This is a genomic window from Saccharothrix sp. AJ9571 (assembly GCF_021725495.1).
GTDB classification, from domain to species: Bacteria; Actinomycetota; Actinomycetes; order Mycobacteriales; family Pseudonocardiaceae; genus Amycolatopsis; species Amycolatopsis magusensis.
This window is the reverse complement of sequence record NZ_CP091382.1, coordinates 2,760,205-2,777,119: the sequence shown is the minus strand read 5'-3', so window position 1 is coordinate 2,777,119 and position 16,915 is coordinate 2,760,205. Positions and strand designations below refer to the sequence as shown.

The 16,915-nt window shown below is 68.7% G+C and carries 14 protein-coding genes; 7 read left to right on the top strand and 7 right to left on the bottom strand.

The window, feature by feature from the left end; all coding sequences use genetic code 11:
• Positions 1-115 precede the first annotated feature (115 nt).
• Genes L3Q67_RS12260 through glfT1 form a run of 4 tightly spaced genes read left to right on the top strand, consistent with a single transcriptional unit; the run spans position 116 to position 3,657 of the window.
• Positions 116-934 (top strand): class I SAM-dependent methyltransferase, encoded by an 819-nt coding sequence (locus L3Q67_RS12260; protein WP_499189625.1) that lies wholly within the window; start codon positions 116-118, stop codon positions 932-934.
• 45 nt (positions 935-979) lie between these two features.
• Complete coding sequence (wzm, locus tag L3Q67_RS12255) at positions 980-1,930, top strand: ABC transporter permease (protein WP_499189624.1); 951 nt, start codon at positions 980-982, stop codon at positions 1,928-1,930.
• A gap of 9 nt (positions 1,931-1,939) precedes the next feature.
• On the top strand, positions 1,940-2,755 hold the full coding sequence (gene wzt / locus L3Q67_RS12250; protein ID WP_209663185.1) for a galactan export ABC transporter ATP-binding subunit Wzt/RfbE: 816 nt from the start codon (positions 1,940-1,942) through the stop codon (positions 2,753-2,755).
• Positions 2,756-2,757: 2 nt separating this feature from the next.
• On the top strand, positions 2,758-3,657 hold the full coding sequence (gene glfT1, locus L3Q67_RS12245) for a galactofuranosyltransferase GlfT1 (RefSeq protein WP_499189623.1): 900 nt from the start codon (positions 2,758-2,760) through the stop codon (positions 3,655-3,657).
• 84 nt (positions 3,658-3,741) lie between these two features.
• Here glfT1 and L3Q67_RS12240 read toward each other — a convergent pair whose 3' ends face one another.
• The 5 genes from L3Q67_RS12240 to L3Q67_RS12220 all read right to left on the bottom strand — a co-directional run bounded on the left by L3Q67_RS12240 (position 3,742) and on the right by L3Q67_RS12220 (position 11,476).
• A complete protein-coding gene (locus L3Q67_RS12240; protein WP_499189622.1) occupies positions 3,742-4,203 on the bottom strand; it encodes a hypothetical protein in 462 nt (153 codons plus the stop codon).
• Positions 4,203-8,579: an RHS repeat-associated core domain-containing protein gene (locus L3Q67_RS12235; protein WP_499189621.1), complete on the bottom strand. Its 4,377-nt coding sequence runs from the start codon at positions 8,577-8,579 to the stop codon at positions 4,203-4,205. Before L3Q67_RS12235 ends, L3Q67_RS12240 begins: the two co-directional genes overlap by 1 nt.
• Positions 8,580-8,644: 65 nt before the next feature.
• Positions 8,645-10,147: a hypothetical protein gene (locus L3Q67_RS12230; RefSeq protein WP_499189620.1), complete on the bottom strand. Its 1,503-nt coding sequence runs from the start codon at positions 10,145-10,147 to the stop codon at positions 8,645-8,647.
• An 11-nt stretch (positions 10,148-10,158) separates the two neighbouring features.
• Positions 10,159-10,593 (bottom strand): hypothetical protein, encoded by a 435-nt coding sequence (locus L3Q67_RS12225; protein WP_499189619.1) that lies wholly within the window; start codon positions 10,591-10,593, stop codon positions 10,159-10,161.
• 100 nt (positions 10,594-10,693) lie between these two features.
• Positions 10,694-11,476 (bottom strand): ESX secretion-associated protein EspG, encoded by a 783-nt coding sequence (locus tag L3Q67_RS12220; RefSeq protein ID WP_499189618.1) that lies wholly within the window; start codon positions 11,474-11,476, stop codon positions 10,694-10,696.
• A 118-nt stretch (positions 11,477-11,594) separates the two neighbouring features.
• Here L3Q67_RS12220 and L3Q67_RS12215 point away from each other — a divergent pair, with 118 nt between their 5' ends.
• Positions 11,595-11,840 (top strand): hypothetical protein, encoded by a 246-nt coding sequence (locus L3Q67_RS12215; RefSeq protein WP_209663196.1) that lies wholly within the window; start codon positions 11,595-11,597, stop codon positions 11,838-11,840.
• Positions 11,841-12,199: 359 nt separating this feature from the next.
• On the opposite strand, the gene L3Q67_RS12210 is transcribed toward L3Q67_RS12215, so the two are convergent.
• Both L3Q67_RS12210 and L3Q67_RS12205 read right to left on the bottom strand, forming a co-directional pair.
• The gene (locus L3Q67_RS12210; protein ID WP_499189617.1) at positions 12,200-14,161 is read right to left on the bottom strand and encodes a glycosyltransferase; all 1,962 of its coding nucleotides are present in this window, start codon (positions 14,159-14,161) and stop codon (positions 12,200-12,202) included.
• Positions 14,162-14,247: 86 nt separating this feature from the next.
• Entirely contained in the window at positions 14,248-14,685 is a 438-nt protein-coding gene (locus L3Q67_RS12205) for a GtrA family protein (RefSeq protein ID WP_499189616.1), read from the bottom strand.
• Positions 14,686-14,710: 25 nt separating this feature from the next.
• Between L3Q67_RS12205 and dprE1 the strand changes: the two genes are divergently transcribed.
• Positions 14,711-16,162 (top strand): FAD-binding oxidoreductase, encoded by a 1,452-nt coding sequence (gene dprE1, locus L3Q67_RS12200; protein WP_499189615.1) that lies wholly within the window; start codon positions 14,711-14,713, stop codon positions 16,160-16,162.
• The gene (gene dprE2, locus L3Q67_RS12195) at positions 16,159-16,914 is read left to right on the top strand and encodes a Rossmann-fold NAD(P)-binding domain-containing protein (protein ID WP_499189614.1); all 756 of its coding nucleotides are present in this window, start codon (positions 16,159-16,161) and stop codon (positions 16,912-16,914) included. Before dprE1 ends, dprE2 begins: the two co-directional genes overlap by 4 nt.
• The last annotated feature ends 1 nt before the right edge of the window (position 16,915 follow it).

Here is a 16,915-nt window from a genome sequence, read left to right as displayed (position 1 = left end):
TGCCGGTTCACGCCGCGTCCTCGCCTGCGTACACTGCGCCTTTCGGCGCGGCCTAGGCATCGGGGCGAATTGGGGGCCCCACCAGCCGAGCCTGCCAACGAGGGAGGCCCACGCGGTGCTCGACAGAATCCACCACCTGCTCAGGGGCGAAAACGTTCGCCGGTCGGTGCGCGACAAGTTCATCCGCGCCATCGCCGAGGCGATGGAACCGTTCCAGCACGAGCAGCGCGAACGGCTCGACCGGCTCGAGCACGAACTGCGCCAGGACGCCAAGCACGCGTTCGACCGGTTGGTGGAATTCGAAATCCGCAGCAGGCGGGACATCGTCTACGCGGCCGACCAGGAAGCCGCGATCGAGGCGAACCGCTTCGTGCGCAACCACATGCCGACGGCCCCGCACTTCGGGGACCCGCACGCGACGCTGGAGCACGCGCTCTCACTGGCGCCCGCCGAGGGCATGGCGCTGGAGTTCGGCGTCTACACCGGCACCACGCTGAAGATCATCGCCGCCGCGCGCGCGGGCGAGGTCTACGGCTTCGACTCGTTCAAGGGCCTGCCCGAGGACTGGCGCAACGGGTTCCCGGCGGGCACCTTCACCGTCGACGGGCTGCCGGACGTCTCCGGTGCGGAACTGGTGCCCGGCTGGTTCGACGAGACCCTGCCGGAGTTCCTCGACGAACACCCCGGCCCGGTCGGCTTCCTCCACGTGGACGGCGATCTGTACAGCTCCGCGAAGACCGTGCTCGACCTCGTCGGCCCGCGGCTGGTCGACGGCAGCATCGTGGTCTTCGACGAGTTCTTCAACTACCCGGGCTGGCAGCGGCACGAATACCGCGCGTGGATGGAGTACGTCGGCGAAACCGGCGTCGAATTCACCTACGAGGGTTACACCTACTCGGACGAGCAGGTCATCGTCCGCATCGGCGGGCGGTGAGGGCTGGTCTCGGTCAGGTGAAGCCCGTCGGTACCCTCGTATCTCGTGCACGCCACCAGCACCATCGAACAGGTACCAGCGCCCCCGCCTGCCTCCGACAGCCGCACGTTCAAGCGGGCCATCGGCGATCTCCGCCAGGGCTACGCCCACCGTGAGCTGTGGAGCCACCTCGGCTGGCAGGACATCAAGCAGCGCTACCGCCGCTCCGTACTCGGCCCGTTCTGGATCACCATCAGCCAGGGTGTCATCGCGCTCGGCCTCGGTGTCCTGTACGCGGTGCTGTTCGGCGCGCCGGTGTCGACCTTCCTGCCCTACGTCGCGACCGGGCTGATCGTCTGGACGTTCATCAGCGGCTGCCTCACCGAAGGCATGGAGTGCTTCATCAGCAACGAAGGGCTGATCAAGCAGCTGCCCTCGCCGTTGTCGGTGTACGCCCTGCGCACGGTGTGGCGCCAGATCCTGATGTTCGGCCACAACATCATCGTCTACGTGATCATCATGCTGATCTACGTGGGCACGCTGAGCGGGCCGTACACGCTGACCGGCAACGGCACCTGCGGCGGCACGAACGCCGCGTGGACCTGCCACCCCGGCCTCGGCCTCGACATGCTGCTCGCCATCCCCGGCTTCGTGCTGGTCGCGGTGAACGCGGGCTGGGTGACCATGCTGCTTGGCATCATCTCCACCCGCTTCCGCGACATCCCGCAGGTGATCAACGCGCTGGTGCAGCTGCTGTTCTACCTGACCCCGATCGTCTGGCCGCTGGACCAGGTCAGCGCCGTCGGCGGCAACCGGCACCAGCTGGCCGAGACCGTGCTGCCGATCATCCAGCTCAACCCGATCTACCATCTGGTCCAGGTGGTCCGCGCGCCGCTGCTGGGGCAGCACCTCAGCATCTACAGCTGGCTCGCGGTCGCCGGGATGGCGATCATCGGCTGGGGCCTGGCCCTGGTCGCGATGCGCAACTACCGTGCCCGCGTCTCCTATTGGGTGTGACAGGAACTAATGGTCAGCATTGAAGTTCGCAACGCCTACGTCGACTTCCCGATCTTCGACGCGAAAACGCGTTCGCTGAAGAAGAAGGTCATCGGCAAGGTCGGCGGCAAGATCGGGACCGGGAGCCGGATCCCGATCATCGAGGCGCTGCGCGACGTGACGATCTCGCTCTCCGAGGGCGACCGGGTGGGCCTGGTCGGGCACAACGGCGCCGGCAAGTCCACCCTGCTGCGACTGCTGTCGGGCATCTACGAGCCGACCCGCGGGTCGGCCAAGGTGGTCGGCAAGGTCGCGCCGGTCTTCGACCTCGGCGTCGGCATGGACCCGGAGATCTCCGGCCTGGAGAACATCATGATCCGGGGCCTGTTCCTCGGCATGACGCGCAAGGAGATGGAGAAGCGGGTCGACGACATCACCGAGTTCACCGAACTCGGCGACTTCCTCCAGATGCCGCTGCGCACCTACTCCACCGGCATGCGCGTGCGCCTGGCGCTGGGCATCGTCACCTCGATCGACCCCGAGATCCTGATCCTGGACGAGGGCATCGGCGCGGTCGACGCGGCGTTCATGGCCAAGGCGCGCGACCGGCTCAAGGACCTGGTCCGCCGGTCCGGGCTGCTGGTCTTCGCCAACCACTCCGACGAGTTCCTCGCCGAGTTCTGCGATACGGCGATCTGGATGGACGAGGGCGAGGTCAAGCAGCAGGGTCCGCTGCGGGACGTCCTCACCTCCTACAAGGGCCGCGACCCCTTCCAGAGCCTGAGCCAGGAGACGCTGGAGCGGATCGGGCAGGCCCCGGTCCTGAGCGGGAACGGCGGGGAGTAGACGTGGAGCAAGCGCTGGCGGCGGGTTCGGTGGTGGCCGTGGTGGTCACGCGCCACCGGCGCGAACTGCTCGCGGACTCGCTGAAGGTCATCGCCGCCCAGACGCGGCCGGTGGACCACCTGGTGGTCGTGGACAACGGGCCGGACCAGTCCGCCGAAGACGTGGTCGCCGGATTCCCGTTGCCCGTCACCTACCTGGCGTCGCACCGCAACCTCGGTGGCGCGGGCGGGTTCGCGCTGGGCATGCTGCACGCGCTCTCGCTGGGCGCGGACTGGGTGTGGCTGGCCGACGACGACGGCAGGCCGGGCGACGAGAACGTGCTGGCGGTGCTGCTGGAGGTCGCCGAACGGCGCAACCTCGCCGAGGTCTCGCCGGTGGTGACGAACATCGAGAACCCGGACAAGCTGGCGTTCCCGCTGCGCCGCGGCCTGACCTGGAAGCGCTCGGCCGCCGAACTGGGCGAGGACTTCCTGCCGGGCATCGCCTCGCTGATGAACGGCGCGTTGTTCCGTGCGTCCACTTTGGACGTGGTCGGCGTCCCGGACCTGCGCCTGTTCTTCCGCGGCGACGAGGTCGAACTCCACCGGCGGCTGGTGCGCTCGGGGTTGCCGTTCGGCACGTCGCTGCGCACCACCTACCTGCACCCGGACGGCTCGGACGAGTTCAAGCCCATGCTGGGCGGGCGGTTCCACGCGCAGGACCCGTCGAACGAGGTGAAGCGGTACTACACCTACCGAAACCGCGGCTACCTGTTGTCACAGCCGGGCATGCGGAAGATCGGCGCACTGGAAATCGTGCGGTTCGGCCTGTACTTCGTCGGCGTGAAGCGGGACCCGAAGGCCTTCCTGCAGTGGCTGAAACTGGTACGACAGGGACGCCGGGAACACTTCTTCCGCTACTGATTCAGAGCGCGTACGGGTACCACGCGAAACCCGCGGCTCTCACGGCGATCCACTGCCCCGGCAGTGGATCGCTTTTCGTTACCCTCACTGATCCTCTTCGGCATACGGCGACGGCCAGTCCGGCTCGACGAACAACCCCGGCAGGTCCTCGGCGGTCAGGTCCACAGTGGACCCGACGTACAGGTAGTAGTCATTGCCGACGTGCGCGTAGAACCGGTCGTCGTCCTCCAGGCGGCACCAGACGCCCTCTTCCCGCAACATCGCCCGGCAGACCTCGATCGCCTCGTCCAGCGAGAGCCACTGCCCCTCGCTGATCGCCGCGTCCTCCCCGGCCTCGAGCCCGCGAACCCGCAGCCGCGTCACCCCGGACGACTCAGCCGCGATCCGCACCGCCCGCAGGTACAGCCCCTCGACGCGCTCGTACTCGTCGCGCTCCACCAACTCACCGACGTCGGAATACGCGGTCCACTCGTCCGCCGGATAGGACCCCGCGTCCCCGAACTTCGCCGGATCGTACTTCGTGACCTTGAACTGGAACGGAGGCATCAGTCACCCACCCGGAAGAGTTGCCACGGATCGTTGCTGCCCGCGGGCCTGCCGAGACCATAGGTCCCTTCACGGGTCCGCTTCGAGCCGAGGTCCGCCACCGAGTCCGCCTTCTTGAACAGGCCGCCGTTGTGCCCGTCGTTGTCGTAGACGTACACCCGCTTCCCGTCGGTGAACACCGGCTGGCCCTTCACCACGTTCGGCTTCTTGTTGTACGGCTTGAGCCCGACGAACTTGGCCAGGTCGCGCTGCTGGTTCGCGGTCAGTTTGCCCGCCGGGGTGGCCGAACCCTTGTGCCGCACGGCGTTCTCCCAGCAGGACTTGTCCTTCAGTCCCAACGGGTCGAGCAGGGTGACCGGGTTCGACACGTACGCGTGCGGGTTGATGCCGCCGTCGAGGCCCAGCGGGTCGCTGGACAGGTAGCGCCCGGTTTCCGGCGCGAAGTAGCGCTGGTAGTTGTAGTTCAGCCCGGTCTCCGAGTCGTGGTACTGCCCGGGAAAGCGCAGCGGGGTGCCGGCCGGACCGCCATCGGTCAGTTGCTCGCCCCACAGGTTCGAGCGGAACCGCCACACCAGGTTGCCCCCGCTGTCCACCATCTCCACCGGCGCCCCGACGAGATCGGTGATCATCGAGTAGAACCTGGTGTCCACTTCGACCTGGGACCAGGTGCGATCGACCTGGGTGACCGGACGGAAGCTGTCCGGCTCGAAGTCCCAGGTGGTGGCCGCACCGCCGGAATGGTGCTGTTCGGCGAGCACCTCGCCGTCCCAGGTGAAGTCGACCGACTCGGTCACCGACACGCCGTCGTCGCCGATCCGCTGCTTCGCGACGCGACGGCCGAGGGCGTCGTACCGGTAGCGCCAGCGAACCCCGTCGGGAGTCATCACGCCGACCAGGCGGTCGTCGGCATTCCACTCGTAGTGCCAGTTCTCCGGTTTGGCGGACAACCGCTTCCGCTGGCGGTGGGTGACCCGTCCCTGGGCGTCGTAGTGATAACGGACGTTGCCCGCCCTCGTGAGGAGCGTGCCGTGGAACTCGCGCCGGCCGTGGGCCTCGCTCACCGAGCCCGGCCACGCGCCCGCGGCCAGGTTGCCTGCCGGGTCGTAGCCGTACTGCTCCGCTCCCGCCGCGCTCCGCACCCCGGTCACCCGGCCCACCGGGTCCAACTCGAAGCTGCGCAGTCCGGCGAAACTGTCCTCGATGGCGCTGACGAATCCGTCGGCGCGATAGCGGTAGGCCCGCTTGCTGAGGACCTGCGCCGACCGGCCACCGATGGCGACGGTGGACACCGTCTGCGCCGCGACGCGGTGACTGGCGTCCCACGCCTGCGCGAGGATGGTACCGGTGTCCACCAGCCGCTCGACCTCGCGCCCCGCCTGGTCGTAGCCGAAGGTGATCGTGCGCCCGGCGGTTCGCAGGCTCACCGCGTTGCCGTTCGCGTCGTAGTCCCACTCGCTGACCGCCCCGGCAGGCGTGATCCGCCGCCGGCGGCGGCCCATCAGGTCGTAGACCGATTCGAGCGTCCGCCCGTTGACGGTTTCCTGGACCACCCGGCCGGCCGCGTCCCGGACGTAGGACACCTCGGCGTCGGCGTTCACCGCGCGCATGAGCCTGCCGACCGGGTCGAACTCGAAGGCGGCCCGCGTCCCGTCGTGGTAACGGCATTCGACCACGTTGCCCGACGCGTCCCGCTCCAGTTCGACGCGCTGGCCCAGCCCGTTCGTCCGCGCGGTCAGCTGACCGGCGGCGTCGCGGTGGTAGGCGACGACCCGGCCGTTGAAGTCGGTCTCCCGGATCAGGCGCCCGGCCGCGTCGTAGTCGTACCGCCAGCTCGCGCCCTGCGGGTTGATCACCTCGACCAGCTGGACATTGGTGTCGTAGCGGAATTCGACCCGGCTGCCGTCGGGCCCGATCTGGACGGACGGCCGGTCGAAGTGCGTGGTCTCGATCCTGGTCTCGCGTCCGAGCACGTCGAGGTACCTGGTCTCGTTGCCCTCGCCGTCGTACAGCCACCGTTCGACGGAACCGTCGGGGTGCACCCGTGAAGCCGGTTTCCCTTCGACCGTCCAGCCGAGCCGGGTCGTGCCGCCGACGGGGTCGCTGATCGCGGCCACCCTGCCGAAAACGTCCCGGGTGTACGCCGTGACCGCACCCTGCGGGTCGACCACCCGCACCGGCAGGCCGGTCGCGTCGCACTCGATCCGGTGCACCTGACCAAGCGCATCGGTGACCGCGGTGAGCCCACCCCGGTCGTCGTAGGCGTACTGGGTGCGCGCACCGGCTGGATCGGTGGTGGAGAGCAGGTTTTCGCGCTCGTCATAGGTAAAGCGCCAAACGCCACCGTCGGGCTCGATCCGCACCAGCGGCTGCCCGCTGGAGTTGTACTCGGTGAGCGCCTGGGTGCCGTCGGGCCGGGTTTCGACGAGCACGTTCCCCGCTTCGTCGTAGCGATACCGCGTGACGCGGCCCAGCGCGTCGGTTCTGGCCAGGAGCCGGTCGAAGGCATCCCATTCCTGCCGGACCTCACCGCCGAGCGGATCGATCTCCCGCACCAGTTGCCTGGCTTCGTTGTAGTGGAACGCGGTGATGTTGCCGAGCGAATCGGTGAACCGCGTGATCCGGTTTTCGGTGTCGTAGGTGAAGGTGCCGTTGAGGAAGCCGCCCGACCCCTGGTTGGCGACGCAGCGGCCATCGGCGTCGTAGAAGTAGCGGTACCACTCGCCATTGCGGTCGGTCCACTGCGTGATCCGGCCGGCGTGGTCGTAGTCGAACCGCATCGCCCGGTTCGACGAATTGACCACGCCGGTGAGGTTGCCCGCCGCGGAGTAGTCGTAGCGGAGCAGCACGATCGGCTCGCCGTCCGGATTGCGCAGGCTCAGTCCGGTGATCCGGCCCCCGTCGTTCGCCACGTCGAGGTGGTACCCCCCGCTGTGGTGCACGCCGATGAGCACGCCGTCGCCATCGCGCTCGAAGTCGATCCGGTTCCCGTTGCGGTCCATCACCGTGGCGAGCGCGGAAACCGCGCTTCCGGCCGGGAAGTGCAGCAGCTGATCGGTGTCGGTGCGGGTCAACTGGAAGCCGTGCTCGGTCCGCGCCAGCGGCCAGCGGGGGCCTGCCTCCGGCAGCACTGCCCCGGCCACGGGCGGCTCGGGGTAGACGAGCAACATGCCGTCCTCGGCGACGAAGACCACGCCGCGCTCGTCGAACTCCAGCCGTTGGTCCACTGTGGACGCCCAGGATCGCCCGAAGGCCCGGCCTGCGCGGTAGGAGGACACGTGTGTGCGGGTGAGCACGAGCGGCAGCACGCCATCCAGTTCGACGTCGGACTGCGCGATGATCATTTCACCGGAGACGACGTCGATCGGGTCGTTGCACTTGTTGCGCGAGTTTTCCGGGGTTTTGGTGTTCTGCGGGTTGTCCGGGCGGTTCGTGTCCGGATCCTTGGCCGAGCTCGGGGTGGTGCCGTCCGAAGGTTTCGAGCCGGGGGTGTCGGCGCCGCTGGGCGTGGTGTCCGCACTGGACGGAGTGGTGTCCGGGCTGTTCGGCGAGTTCGGGGTGTCCGGCGACTTCGGGGGTGTCTTGGCCGACGAGGGTGTCGTACCGCCGCCTGGTTTGCCGCCCTTGCGCAGCATCTTCGACAGCTTCTCGATGATCTCACCGAGTTTGTCGATGATCTTGCGGATCTTCGGAGACACGTTGCCGATGGTCTTGACCAGCTTGCGGATGAACTCGCTGATCTTGCTGATCGTCTTCGTGATCGCCGCCGTCGCCTGCGCCGCGATGACCGGCGTGGCAAAACCGAGGGTGGCGGCAGCCTCCAGCGCCCAGGCGATCAACTTCCCGACCAGCTCCGCGACCAGATCACGCACCAGCTCGCGCACTGCGGCGACCACCGTGCCCATGATCATCACACCGGCGGAAATCCCGTCCGCCAGCGAAGCGGCACCTGCCAGGGCATCCGCCTGCTCCGCAGCCGCGCCACGGTAGGCATCCGCGCCCTCGCCCTGCCAACCCGCCGTGCCGTTGGTGACCTCATTGCCCAGATCCCCGGCGATCGCGTTGACCTCGGCAGCGACATTCGCCCACGTTTCGGAGAAGGACTGGATCACCGGCGGGTCGCCCGCCAGCCAGTCCAGGGCCTCCTTCAGGGGCTGCACGTGCTCGATCAGCCATGAGACGCCGTAGGAAGCGAGCGTGCCGATGGGATCGACCACCATCGACAGCACTTCCAGCCCGACGCCGACCGCACCCAGACCGGCCTCGACCCACGAACCGTCCGAGACGCCGTTCGCCAGGTCGACCGCCGACTCGGCGATGCCGATGCCGGTGACGCCCGTCGTCTGCGACTGGGCCTGCGCGACCAGCGGATTGCTCATCCGATCCGTCCCCCTTCAGCGACACCTGAAGGGTACGACGGCCGGAAGGGTGTTCCCGGTTCCCGTTACTCGCCGATGACCGGGGGCGCGGTCCGCTGGTCGGTGCCGAAGATCTCGTCCGGGTCGCCTTCGAGCAGGTACGCGGGCCGCGTGTGTTCCTGGTCCTCTTCGCCCTGACCACCGCGGCCACCGGCACCACCCATGCCGCCGCCCATACCCGCCCCGCGGGCACCGGCACCACCGCCGGGACCACCCATGCCGCGACCGGCGGCTTCCGCCGCGCCGACGCCGCCCGGCTTCGCCATGCCCGCGCCGGAGGACGCGCCCGCACCGGCACCGCCGCCACCGGGGCCGAAGCCACCGCCGCCCCCGGCACCGCCGCCACCACGGCCGATCTTGCTGTTGTAGTCGGCGGCACCACCGCCGCCACCACCGGGACCGAACTGACCCATGCCGCCCATCGGCATCGGGGCGTACGGGCTGGTGTTGGTCGGGTTCAGGTTGCCGCCACCGGTGTTGGAGAAGTTCGGCGGCTGGTACCCCGCCAGGTTGGTGTTCGACGAGAGCGAGCCCGCGCCGATCTTGGATCCGTCCTGCAGCTGCGCCGGGGTGCCCACGGAACCGCTGCCGCCGCTGCCGACGCCGGAGCCACCGCCGACACCGGAACCACCACCCACACTCGAACTGCCGCCGCCCGGGATGCTGCCCGCCGAACCGCCGTCGTAACCGGAACCGCTGGTGCCGTCGTTGCCGTTACCACCGGGCGGGGTGACCGAGCTGCCGCTGCCGTCGTCGAACTTCGGCGGCTCGGCGAACACCGGCTGCTTCGAGGCGGCCTCGTACAGCTCCTTGTCGTACGCCGACATCACGCCGGCGGCTTCGGTGTGCGCCTGCTGGCTCTGGTTGTACGTGTCGATCGAGTTGTTGATGTTCGAGATCAGGTCGAGCGGGTTGCTGCCCCACTTGTCCATCTCGGTGTTCCAGTCGAACGGGATCTCCTCGGGCATCTTGTTCTTCGCCCGGGTGGCCGCGTCCGCCTGCTGGAACATCACCTCGGAAGCCAGTTTGGCGTTCTCCGAGTTGCCGTCCGACCAGGTCGCGAGGCTGCTGAAGTACTTGCGCGCCGAACTGGCGCCCTCGCCCTCCCACGCGCCCATGGACTTGCTGACCGCGTCACCGAGCGAGGTGGCGAAGTCCTTGAAGTCCTTGTGCAGCTGGTGGTAGGCGTCGGAGACCTGGACGATCTGCTCCGGCTTGAGGTTGTTGTTCACATACCCGGAGATCTGGGCGTGGTCGTGACCGAGGTAGTCGGCGTCCGACGGCTTGAGGCCCTCGACGTACTGCACGTCGCTGTTGGCCGACAACGTCTTGACGTTGTTCTCGCCCATCTTGTCGGCCTCGGCCTGCGCCTTCATCCTGGCCTGCATCTCCAGGATGGGACCGAGCAGCCAGCTGTCGTTCGGCACCCCGTTGGCCGCCTGCTGTTGCAGGTAGGCGTCGCGCTGCGAGGGCGACATCTCCTGCAGCTGCTGCGGCGTCTTCGGCGCTGCGGGGGTCGGCGTGGTCATCTCGGTTCCCCTCAGACGTTGTAGGTGGCCACGTCGGACTGGGCCGTCGATTCGGTCTCGTCGTAGATGCCCGCGGCGCGCTGCAGCGCCTCGGTGGCCTGCACGAGAACCTGGTCGAACTGCTGGAGCACCACGTTCGCCGAGCCGGCCTCGTTGTCCGCGCCCTTCTGGTCGTGCGCGGCCACGGTGTGCCCGTAGTCGTGGCTGCCGAGCTGCGGCACCTGCTTGAGGGCGTCGTTGAAGACCATCTGCGCCTTGAGGCGGTCGCGCATCTTGGTGATCGACTCGATCATCCCGTGGACCGCGCCCTCTTCGATCTTGAACCCGCCCGACTTCGCCGCGTCGACCAGCTTCTGGGTCTCGGCCTTCGTCGAAGCGATGGCGTCCGCGTTCATCGAAGCGGCGAGCGGCTTCAGGCTGGAGAACGAGCCTTCAGCGGGAATCATCCTTGCCCAACTCCTCAGTACGACAGCTTGCCCACCGGGATTCTACTCAGCACTCCGACGCTGGTGAATCACAAACGGTTCCGATGGCAAATGAGTGCGCTCACAGGTAGCCCTCGAGCTGCTGGAACAGCTGCTGGGCGATGCGCGCGTTGTCCGCCGGGGCGTAGGTCAGCCACTGCTGGCCGTCGGCGGCCTGGCGCATGGTGCTGAAGTACCGGCCGTCCTCGTTGTCGAACCAGGCGATCGGCGCCAGGTTCACCGGCGAGCCGTCCCGTGCGCGGACGAACGCGGTGAACTGGCCGATCCGCTTCTTCGGCTTCTCGAAGATCCGCTCGACCGCACGCAATTGCGGCGGTGCCGAGGACTGCGAGCGCGGCGCGGCCACCCCGGCGAACGGGTCGTAGCTGTCGTCGGCGTGCCGCGGGCGCTTCGGGCGCGGCGCGGGCTTGGCGATGGTGACCGACTGGCCGGGCCCCGGCGGGGTCATCGGCAGCAGGTCGACGATGGCGGGCACCACGCCGGTCGGCCGGGCCTCCTCGAAGACCAGCAGGTTCTCGTCCTGGCGGACCACCACGCCGAACTGGCCGTCCGAAGCGGACCTGGCGAACAACCGCTTGCCGCCCTCGAGCTGCGCGGCCGCGGTGATCGCCACCGGCGCGCGGACGAAGGCGCCCAGCGCGATCTCCACGTCCCCGTCGAGCCGGCCGCGGCGCAGGATGCCGCGTGACTCCAGATCGCGGAACACCGCGTCGCGCACCTGCGCGCGCTGGGTGTGCGTGGTGCCGATGTGCGGGATCTTGAAGGGGAAGGGCGCGCGGCCGAGCCGGGTGTGTTCGAGCAGGATGTCCACCGCCGCCAGCGACAGCGAGAACGAGTGGGCCATTTCCTCTTCCCCCGTGTGCGCGTGGAACCGGTCGCCACAGCACGTTAGCCCACCCACGCGCTCCGCTGTCAGCGAACCGCCTTGTCCGTGCCTGATCGACACTGCTCTGCTGGGGTGCATGAGCGAATCCAGGCCCGCGCTAGTCCTGCATCTGGCCACCGGTGGCGAGCCACTGGTCTTCGCCCTCGAACCGGGGGCCGACCTCGAGGAGTTCCAGAAACGGCTGCGGCTGCAGCTGGAGCACGGTTCGGTGGACGCGGTGAAGACCAAGGAGGGCACCACGGTCTTCGTGCACTACGGGAAGGTGGCCGCCGCCTACGTCGAAGACCTGCAGCGCAAGGGCAAGGTCTTCGGGCTGCACTAGTCCCTGACGAGCAGGTCCAGCAGCGCGCCGCGACCAGCGTGAACACCGACTCCCTCACGAGCCGAGCCAAAGCCGCGCCGAATGCTATGAGTGGGGCATTACTAGCGTTGAATGCAAGTAATGCCCCACTCATAGCATTCCAACCCGGCCGACCGGCCAGCGCAACCGCCGCCCCGGGCGCCCAGCGCGACCGCCGCCCGGGCGCCCAACGCGAGCATCCGCCCAGACCCCCCACCCCACCCCGGTCCACAGCCAAAAACACGGCGAAGGCCCCCATGTCAGGGCATCTTTCCCGCCTTGACATGGGGGCCTTCGCCGTCGTCACAATCAAAAACCGGGGCGGGGCCCCAGCCCACGAATCAGAGTTCGTACAGGCGCGTCCAGTTGTCCCGGCTGGTCAGTTCCGGCATGGCCCGCTTGTACTGCTCCTGCACCGCGGCGCCTTCCTTCCGCAGCCGCTGCAGCACCTTGATGCCGCGCTTGCCCAGCTCGAACATGCGGTCCCGGTCGTACTTGCGGACACGCACACCCTCCTGCGAGGCGTCGGTCACCACGGCGGTGTCGAACAACGAGATGTGCCACCAGTTGGCCTCGTCGTTCGGCACCGCGCCCAGGCCGAAGCGGTGCTTGCCGAGCACGCGGTCGAGGATGCGCTTGAGCAGGATGACCCGCTGCAGGCTCGGCCGCGGCGCGGAGTTGATGATGCCGATGTCCGCCGACGCGATGCCCGGCACCTCGGTCGCCTTGTGGCGCTTGGTCTCCGGGTACTCCTCGCGGATCCGCCGGATCTCCTTCATCGCCGCGACACCGCCATCACGCAGGATCTCCGGGCCCTCGAGGAAGTCCTCGACCGCCTTGATCAGCGTGGCCGACAGGCCGTACTGCATGCCCAGCAGGTACCGGACCAGCTGCGCCACCAGCACGCGCGAGAGCAGGTTCAGGTTGAACGGGCTGTGCAGCGCGGCGGTGATGATCGAGTTGCGCAGGTTGAAGTACCGGTGCCACTCGTCCCAGTCCTTCCAGCCGAAGTCGGCGTGCCAGACGCCGGCCCCGGGGAGGGTGACCGTCGGGAAGCCCTTGCCGCGGGCGCGGTAGCTGTACTCCGCGTCGTCCCACTGGAAGAAGAACGGCAGCGGGTAGCCGATCTCCTTGACCACCTCGTACGGGATCAGGCACGACCACCAGCCGTTGTACCCGGCGTCGAGGCGGCGCTCCTGGCGGTTCGGCTTGCCGGTCTCCTCGTCCACGCCGAGCAGGTCGGCGGTGTTCAGGGAGTGCTCGACCGGCTGCCCGGGCTCCAGCGTGTTCAGCCGCGCGTATTCGGCGCCGACGTGCAGCTGGTCCGGGTGCAGCAGGTTGAGCATCTGGCCGCCGACGATGATCGGGTTGGCCGCGCGGTTGGAGAACGCGGTCAGCCGGATCACCAGGTCCGGCTCCAGCAGCACGTCGTCGTCCATGAACAGCACGTTCGCGTGCTCGGTCTCGGTGTGCCCGGCGACCTCGTACAGGCCGCGGGTGAAGCCGCCGGCGCCGCCGAGGTTCGGCTGGGTGATGTAGTGCAGCTTGTCGCCGAGGTCCTTGACCACCTGGGCGAAGCCGTCACGGGTCTCCACCCGGTCGGTGCCCTGGTCGGCGACGTAGATCGCGTCGAGGGTCTCCAGCGAGCTGAGGTCGCCCGCGAGCGCCTGCAGGTTCGACAGGCAGTCGTCCGCGCGGTTCATCGTGCAGATGGTCACCGCGGTCGGGCGGATCTGCTCCGGCGAGTCGACCGTCCAGCGCACGTTCTGCACGGTCAGCCGCTGGCCGGTCTCGGTGGACAGGTCCAGCCAGAGCGCGCCGCCGTCGTAGAACTTGTCGATCTTCGCTTCGAGGGCGACCTGGGTGCCGTCCGCGCCGGTGATCTCGCGCGCGGTGATCACGCGGGGCTCGCCCTCGACGTCGGAGGCGCCGATGGTGAGCAGGCCGTCACCGGAGACGGTGGCCTCGACCCTGACCTTGTCCGCGGTGGTCCAGCGCTGCCAGTAGCTGGCCGGGAACCGGCCGAAGTAGGTGTTGCCGGAGACCTTCGCCGACGGCTCGAGGGTGACGCCCGCGCGGTGACGGGCGGCCACGCCCAGGGTCACCTCGGCGTAGAGGTCCTTCGAGACCACGTCGGACGGGCCGGCGAACAGACCGCGCTGCGCGAGCAGCCGATCCTGGGGAGCGCGCTCGGAGAACACCGTCTGCTCCTCACCGGAGGCGTTGGGGCGGGTGCCGTTCGGCGCCGCCGGGTCCTTGACCGCCGCGCCGCCGGGCTGTCCGGCTACTGCTTTACCGGGCATTAATCCTCAGTCCTCCATGGGGGATTCCAACACGCGGTCACAAAGTACAGGTTGAGTCTGTGAGTTCTTCACAGACGGTCATCGCCTCACGACTTCTCGCGAAACACGACCCACTTGAGCATCACGAAGTTGATGGTCGTCGCCATGCCCTGGGCGATCACCCAGGCGAGCGCGACCTTCCAGCGGAATTCGGGGAGCAGGCTCAGCGCCAGCGCGTTCGCGCCGACGTTGACGAAGAAGGTGACCGTGTAGAGCAGGACGAACCCGCCCACCTGGCCGGCCCCGCCGGTGGAGCCCGCGTTGAACGTGAACCGGCGGTTCAGGAAGTACGCGGTGGTGGTGCCCGCGACGAAGCTCACGGCCTTCGCCAGGTGCACCCAGGTTTCGGCCTGCAGCAGCAGCCAGTAGAGCCCGGAGTCGACCAGCGCGCAGAAGCCGCCGATCAGCACGAACCGGGCGAGCTGGCCCAGCAGTCCTGGCGGGGCCGATCGGGACGGGCCCGCCTCTGGCTCGGTTGCCACCACAGCGCTACCTCATCGACCTGGGGTCATGGACGGCAGCCAGTGTAGAAGCGGTTGGTTAAAGGACCGTGATGGGGCGGTGGCTACCCTGGTCCGGGTGAGCCAACCGAGCCAGAAACCGCAGACCGAGCGACGGACGCTGACCGGCTGGGGGCGCACCGCGCCGACCGTGGCCGAAGTGCTGAGCACGCCGGACGCCGACCAGATCGCCAAGGCGGTGGCCCAGGCGGGCGGCCGCGGCGTGATCGCGCGCGGCCTGGGCCGGTCCTACGGCGACCCGGCGCAGAACGCCGGCGGCCTGGTGGTCGACATGACCGCGCTGGACCGGATCCACTCGATCGACCCCGACAACGCGGTGGTCGACGTGGACGCCGGGGTGAACCTCGACCAGCTGATGCGCGCGGCGCTGCCGCACGGGCTGTGGGTGCCGGTGCTGCCGGGCACCCGCCAGGTGACCATCGGCGGGGCGATCGCCAACGACATCCACGGCAAGAACCACCACTCCGCCGGCAGCTTCGGCAACCACGTGCTGTCGATGGACCTGCTCACCGCGGACGGCCAGGTCCGCACGCTGACCCCCGAAGGCCCGGAAGCCGAGCTGTTCTGGGCGACCGTGGCGGGCATCGGCCTGACCGGCATCATCCTGCGCGCGAAGATCTCGATGAAGAAGACCGAGAGCGCGTACTTCCTGGTCGACGCGGACCGCACCGGCAACCTGGACGAGACGCTGGAGCTGTTCACCAACGGCTCGGACCTCAACTACGACTACTCGATGGCCGTGCCGGACCTGATCACGCGCGACGAGCGGATGGGCCGGGCGACCTTCTCCCGCGGTTCGCTGGCCAAGCTCGACGACCTGCCGCCGAAGCTGCGGGCCGACCCGCTGAAGTTCGACGCGCCGCAGCTGCTGACCCTGCCGGACGTGTTCCCGAACGGCCTGGTCAACAAGCTGACCACGACCTTCGCCGGCAACCTCTGGCACCGCACGGTGCCGAAGAAGGGCGCGCGCGGCAAGATCCAGAACCTGACGCAGTTCTACCACCCGCTGGACATGCTCAGCGAGTGGAACCGCGGCTACGGCTCGAAGGGGTTCCTCCAGTACCAGTTCTCCGTGCCGTTCGGGGCGGAGAAGCAGCTCAAGGGGCTGTGCCGGCGGATCGCCGAGTCGGGCCACTACTCGTTCCTGAACGTGTTCAAGCGCATGGGCGAGGCCAACGCTGCCCCGCTGTCCTGGCCGTCGCCGGGCTACATGCTCAGCGTGGACTTCCCCATCCGGGGTGATCTCGGCCGCTTCTGCACCGAGCTGGACGAGCACGTGCTCGCCGCGGGCGGCAGGCTCTACACGGCGAAGGACTCGCGCACCGCGCCGGAGACCTTCGCGAAGATGTACCCGCGCCTGGAGGAATGGCGCAAGATCCGCAATGCCGTTGACCCCGAGGGCGTGTTCGCGTCCGACATGAGCCGGAGGCTGGGACTTTGATCGACGCCGTGGGAAACCCGCAATCGCTGCTGCTGCTCGGCGGCACCTCGGACATCGCGCTGGCGATCGCCGAGAAGTACCTGAGCGCCGCCCCGCTGCGGGTCGTGCTGGCGGCCCGCCCGTCCGAGCGGCTGGAAGCCGCCGCGCAGCGGCTGAAGAACGCCGGGGCCCAGGTGTCCACGGTGAACTTCGACGCCAAGGACACCGGTTCGCACCCGGCGGTCCTCGAGCAGGCCTTCGCCGACGGTGACATCGACGTCGCGGTGGTCGCGTTCGGGCTGCTCGGCGAGGCCGAGGAGGTCTGGCAGGACCACGCGAAGGCGGTCGAGCTGGCGACGGTGAACTACACCGCGGCCGTCTCGGTGGGCGTCGCGCTGTCGGAGAAGCTGAAGCGGCAGGGCCACGGCTCGGTCATCGCGCTGTCCTCTGTGGCCGGTGAGCGCGTGCGGCGCTCGAACTTCCTCTACGGCTCCACCAAGGCCGGGTTCGACGGCTTCTTCCTCGGCCTCGGCGAGGCGCTCGCGCCGCACGGGGTGAAGGTCACCGTGGTCCGTCCCGGCCAGGTCAAGACGAAGATGACCGAGGGCATGGCCGACGCCCCGCTGACCCAGACCGCCGAGCAGGTGGCCGAGATCGCGGTCGACGCGGCCCGGCGCGGCAAGGACCTGGTGTGGGCCCCGGCGCCGTTCCGGTTCGTCATGTCGGCGCTGCGGCACGTGCCCCGGCCGATCTTCCGGAAGCTGCCGATCTGAC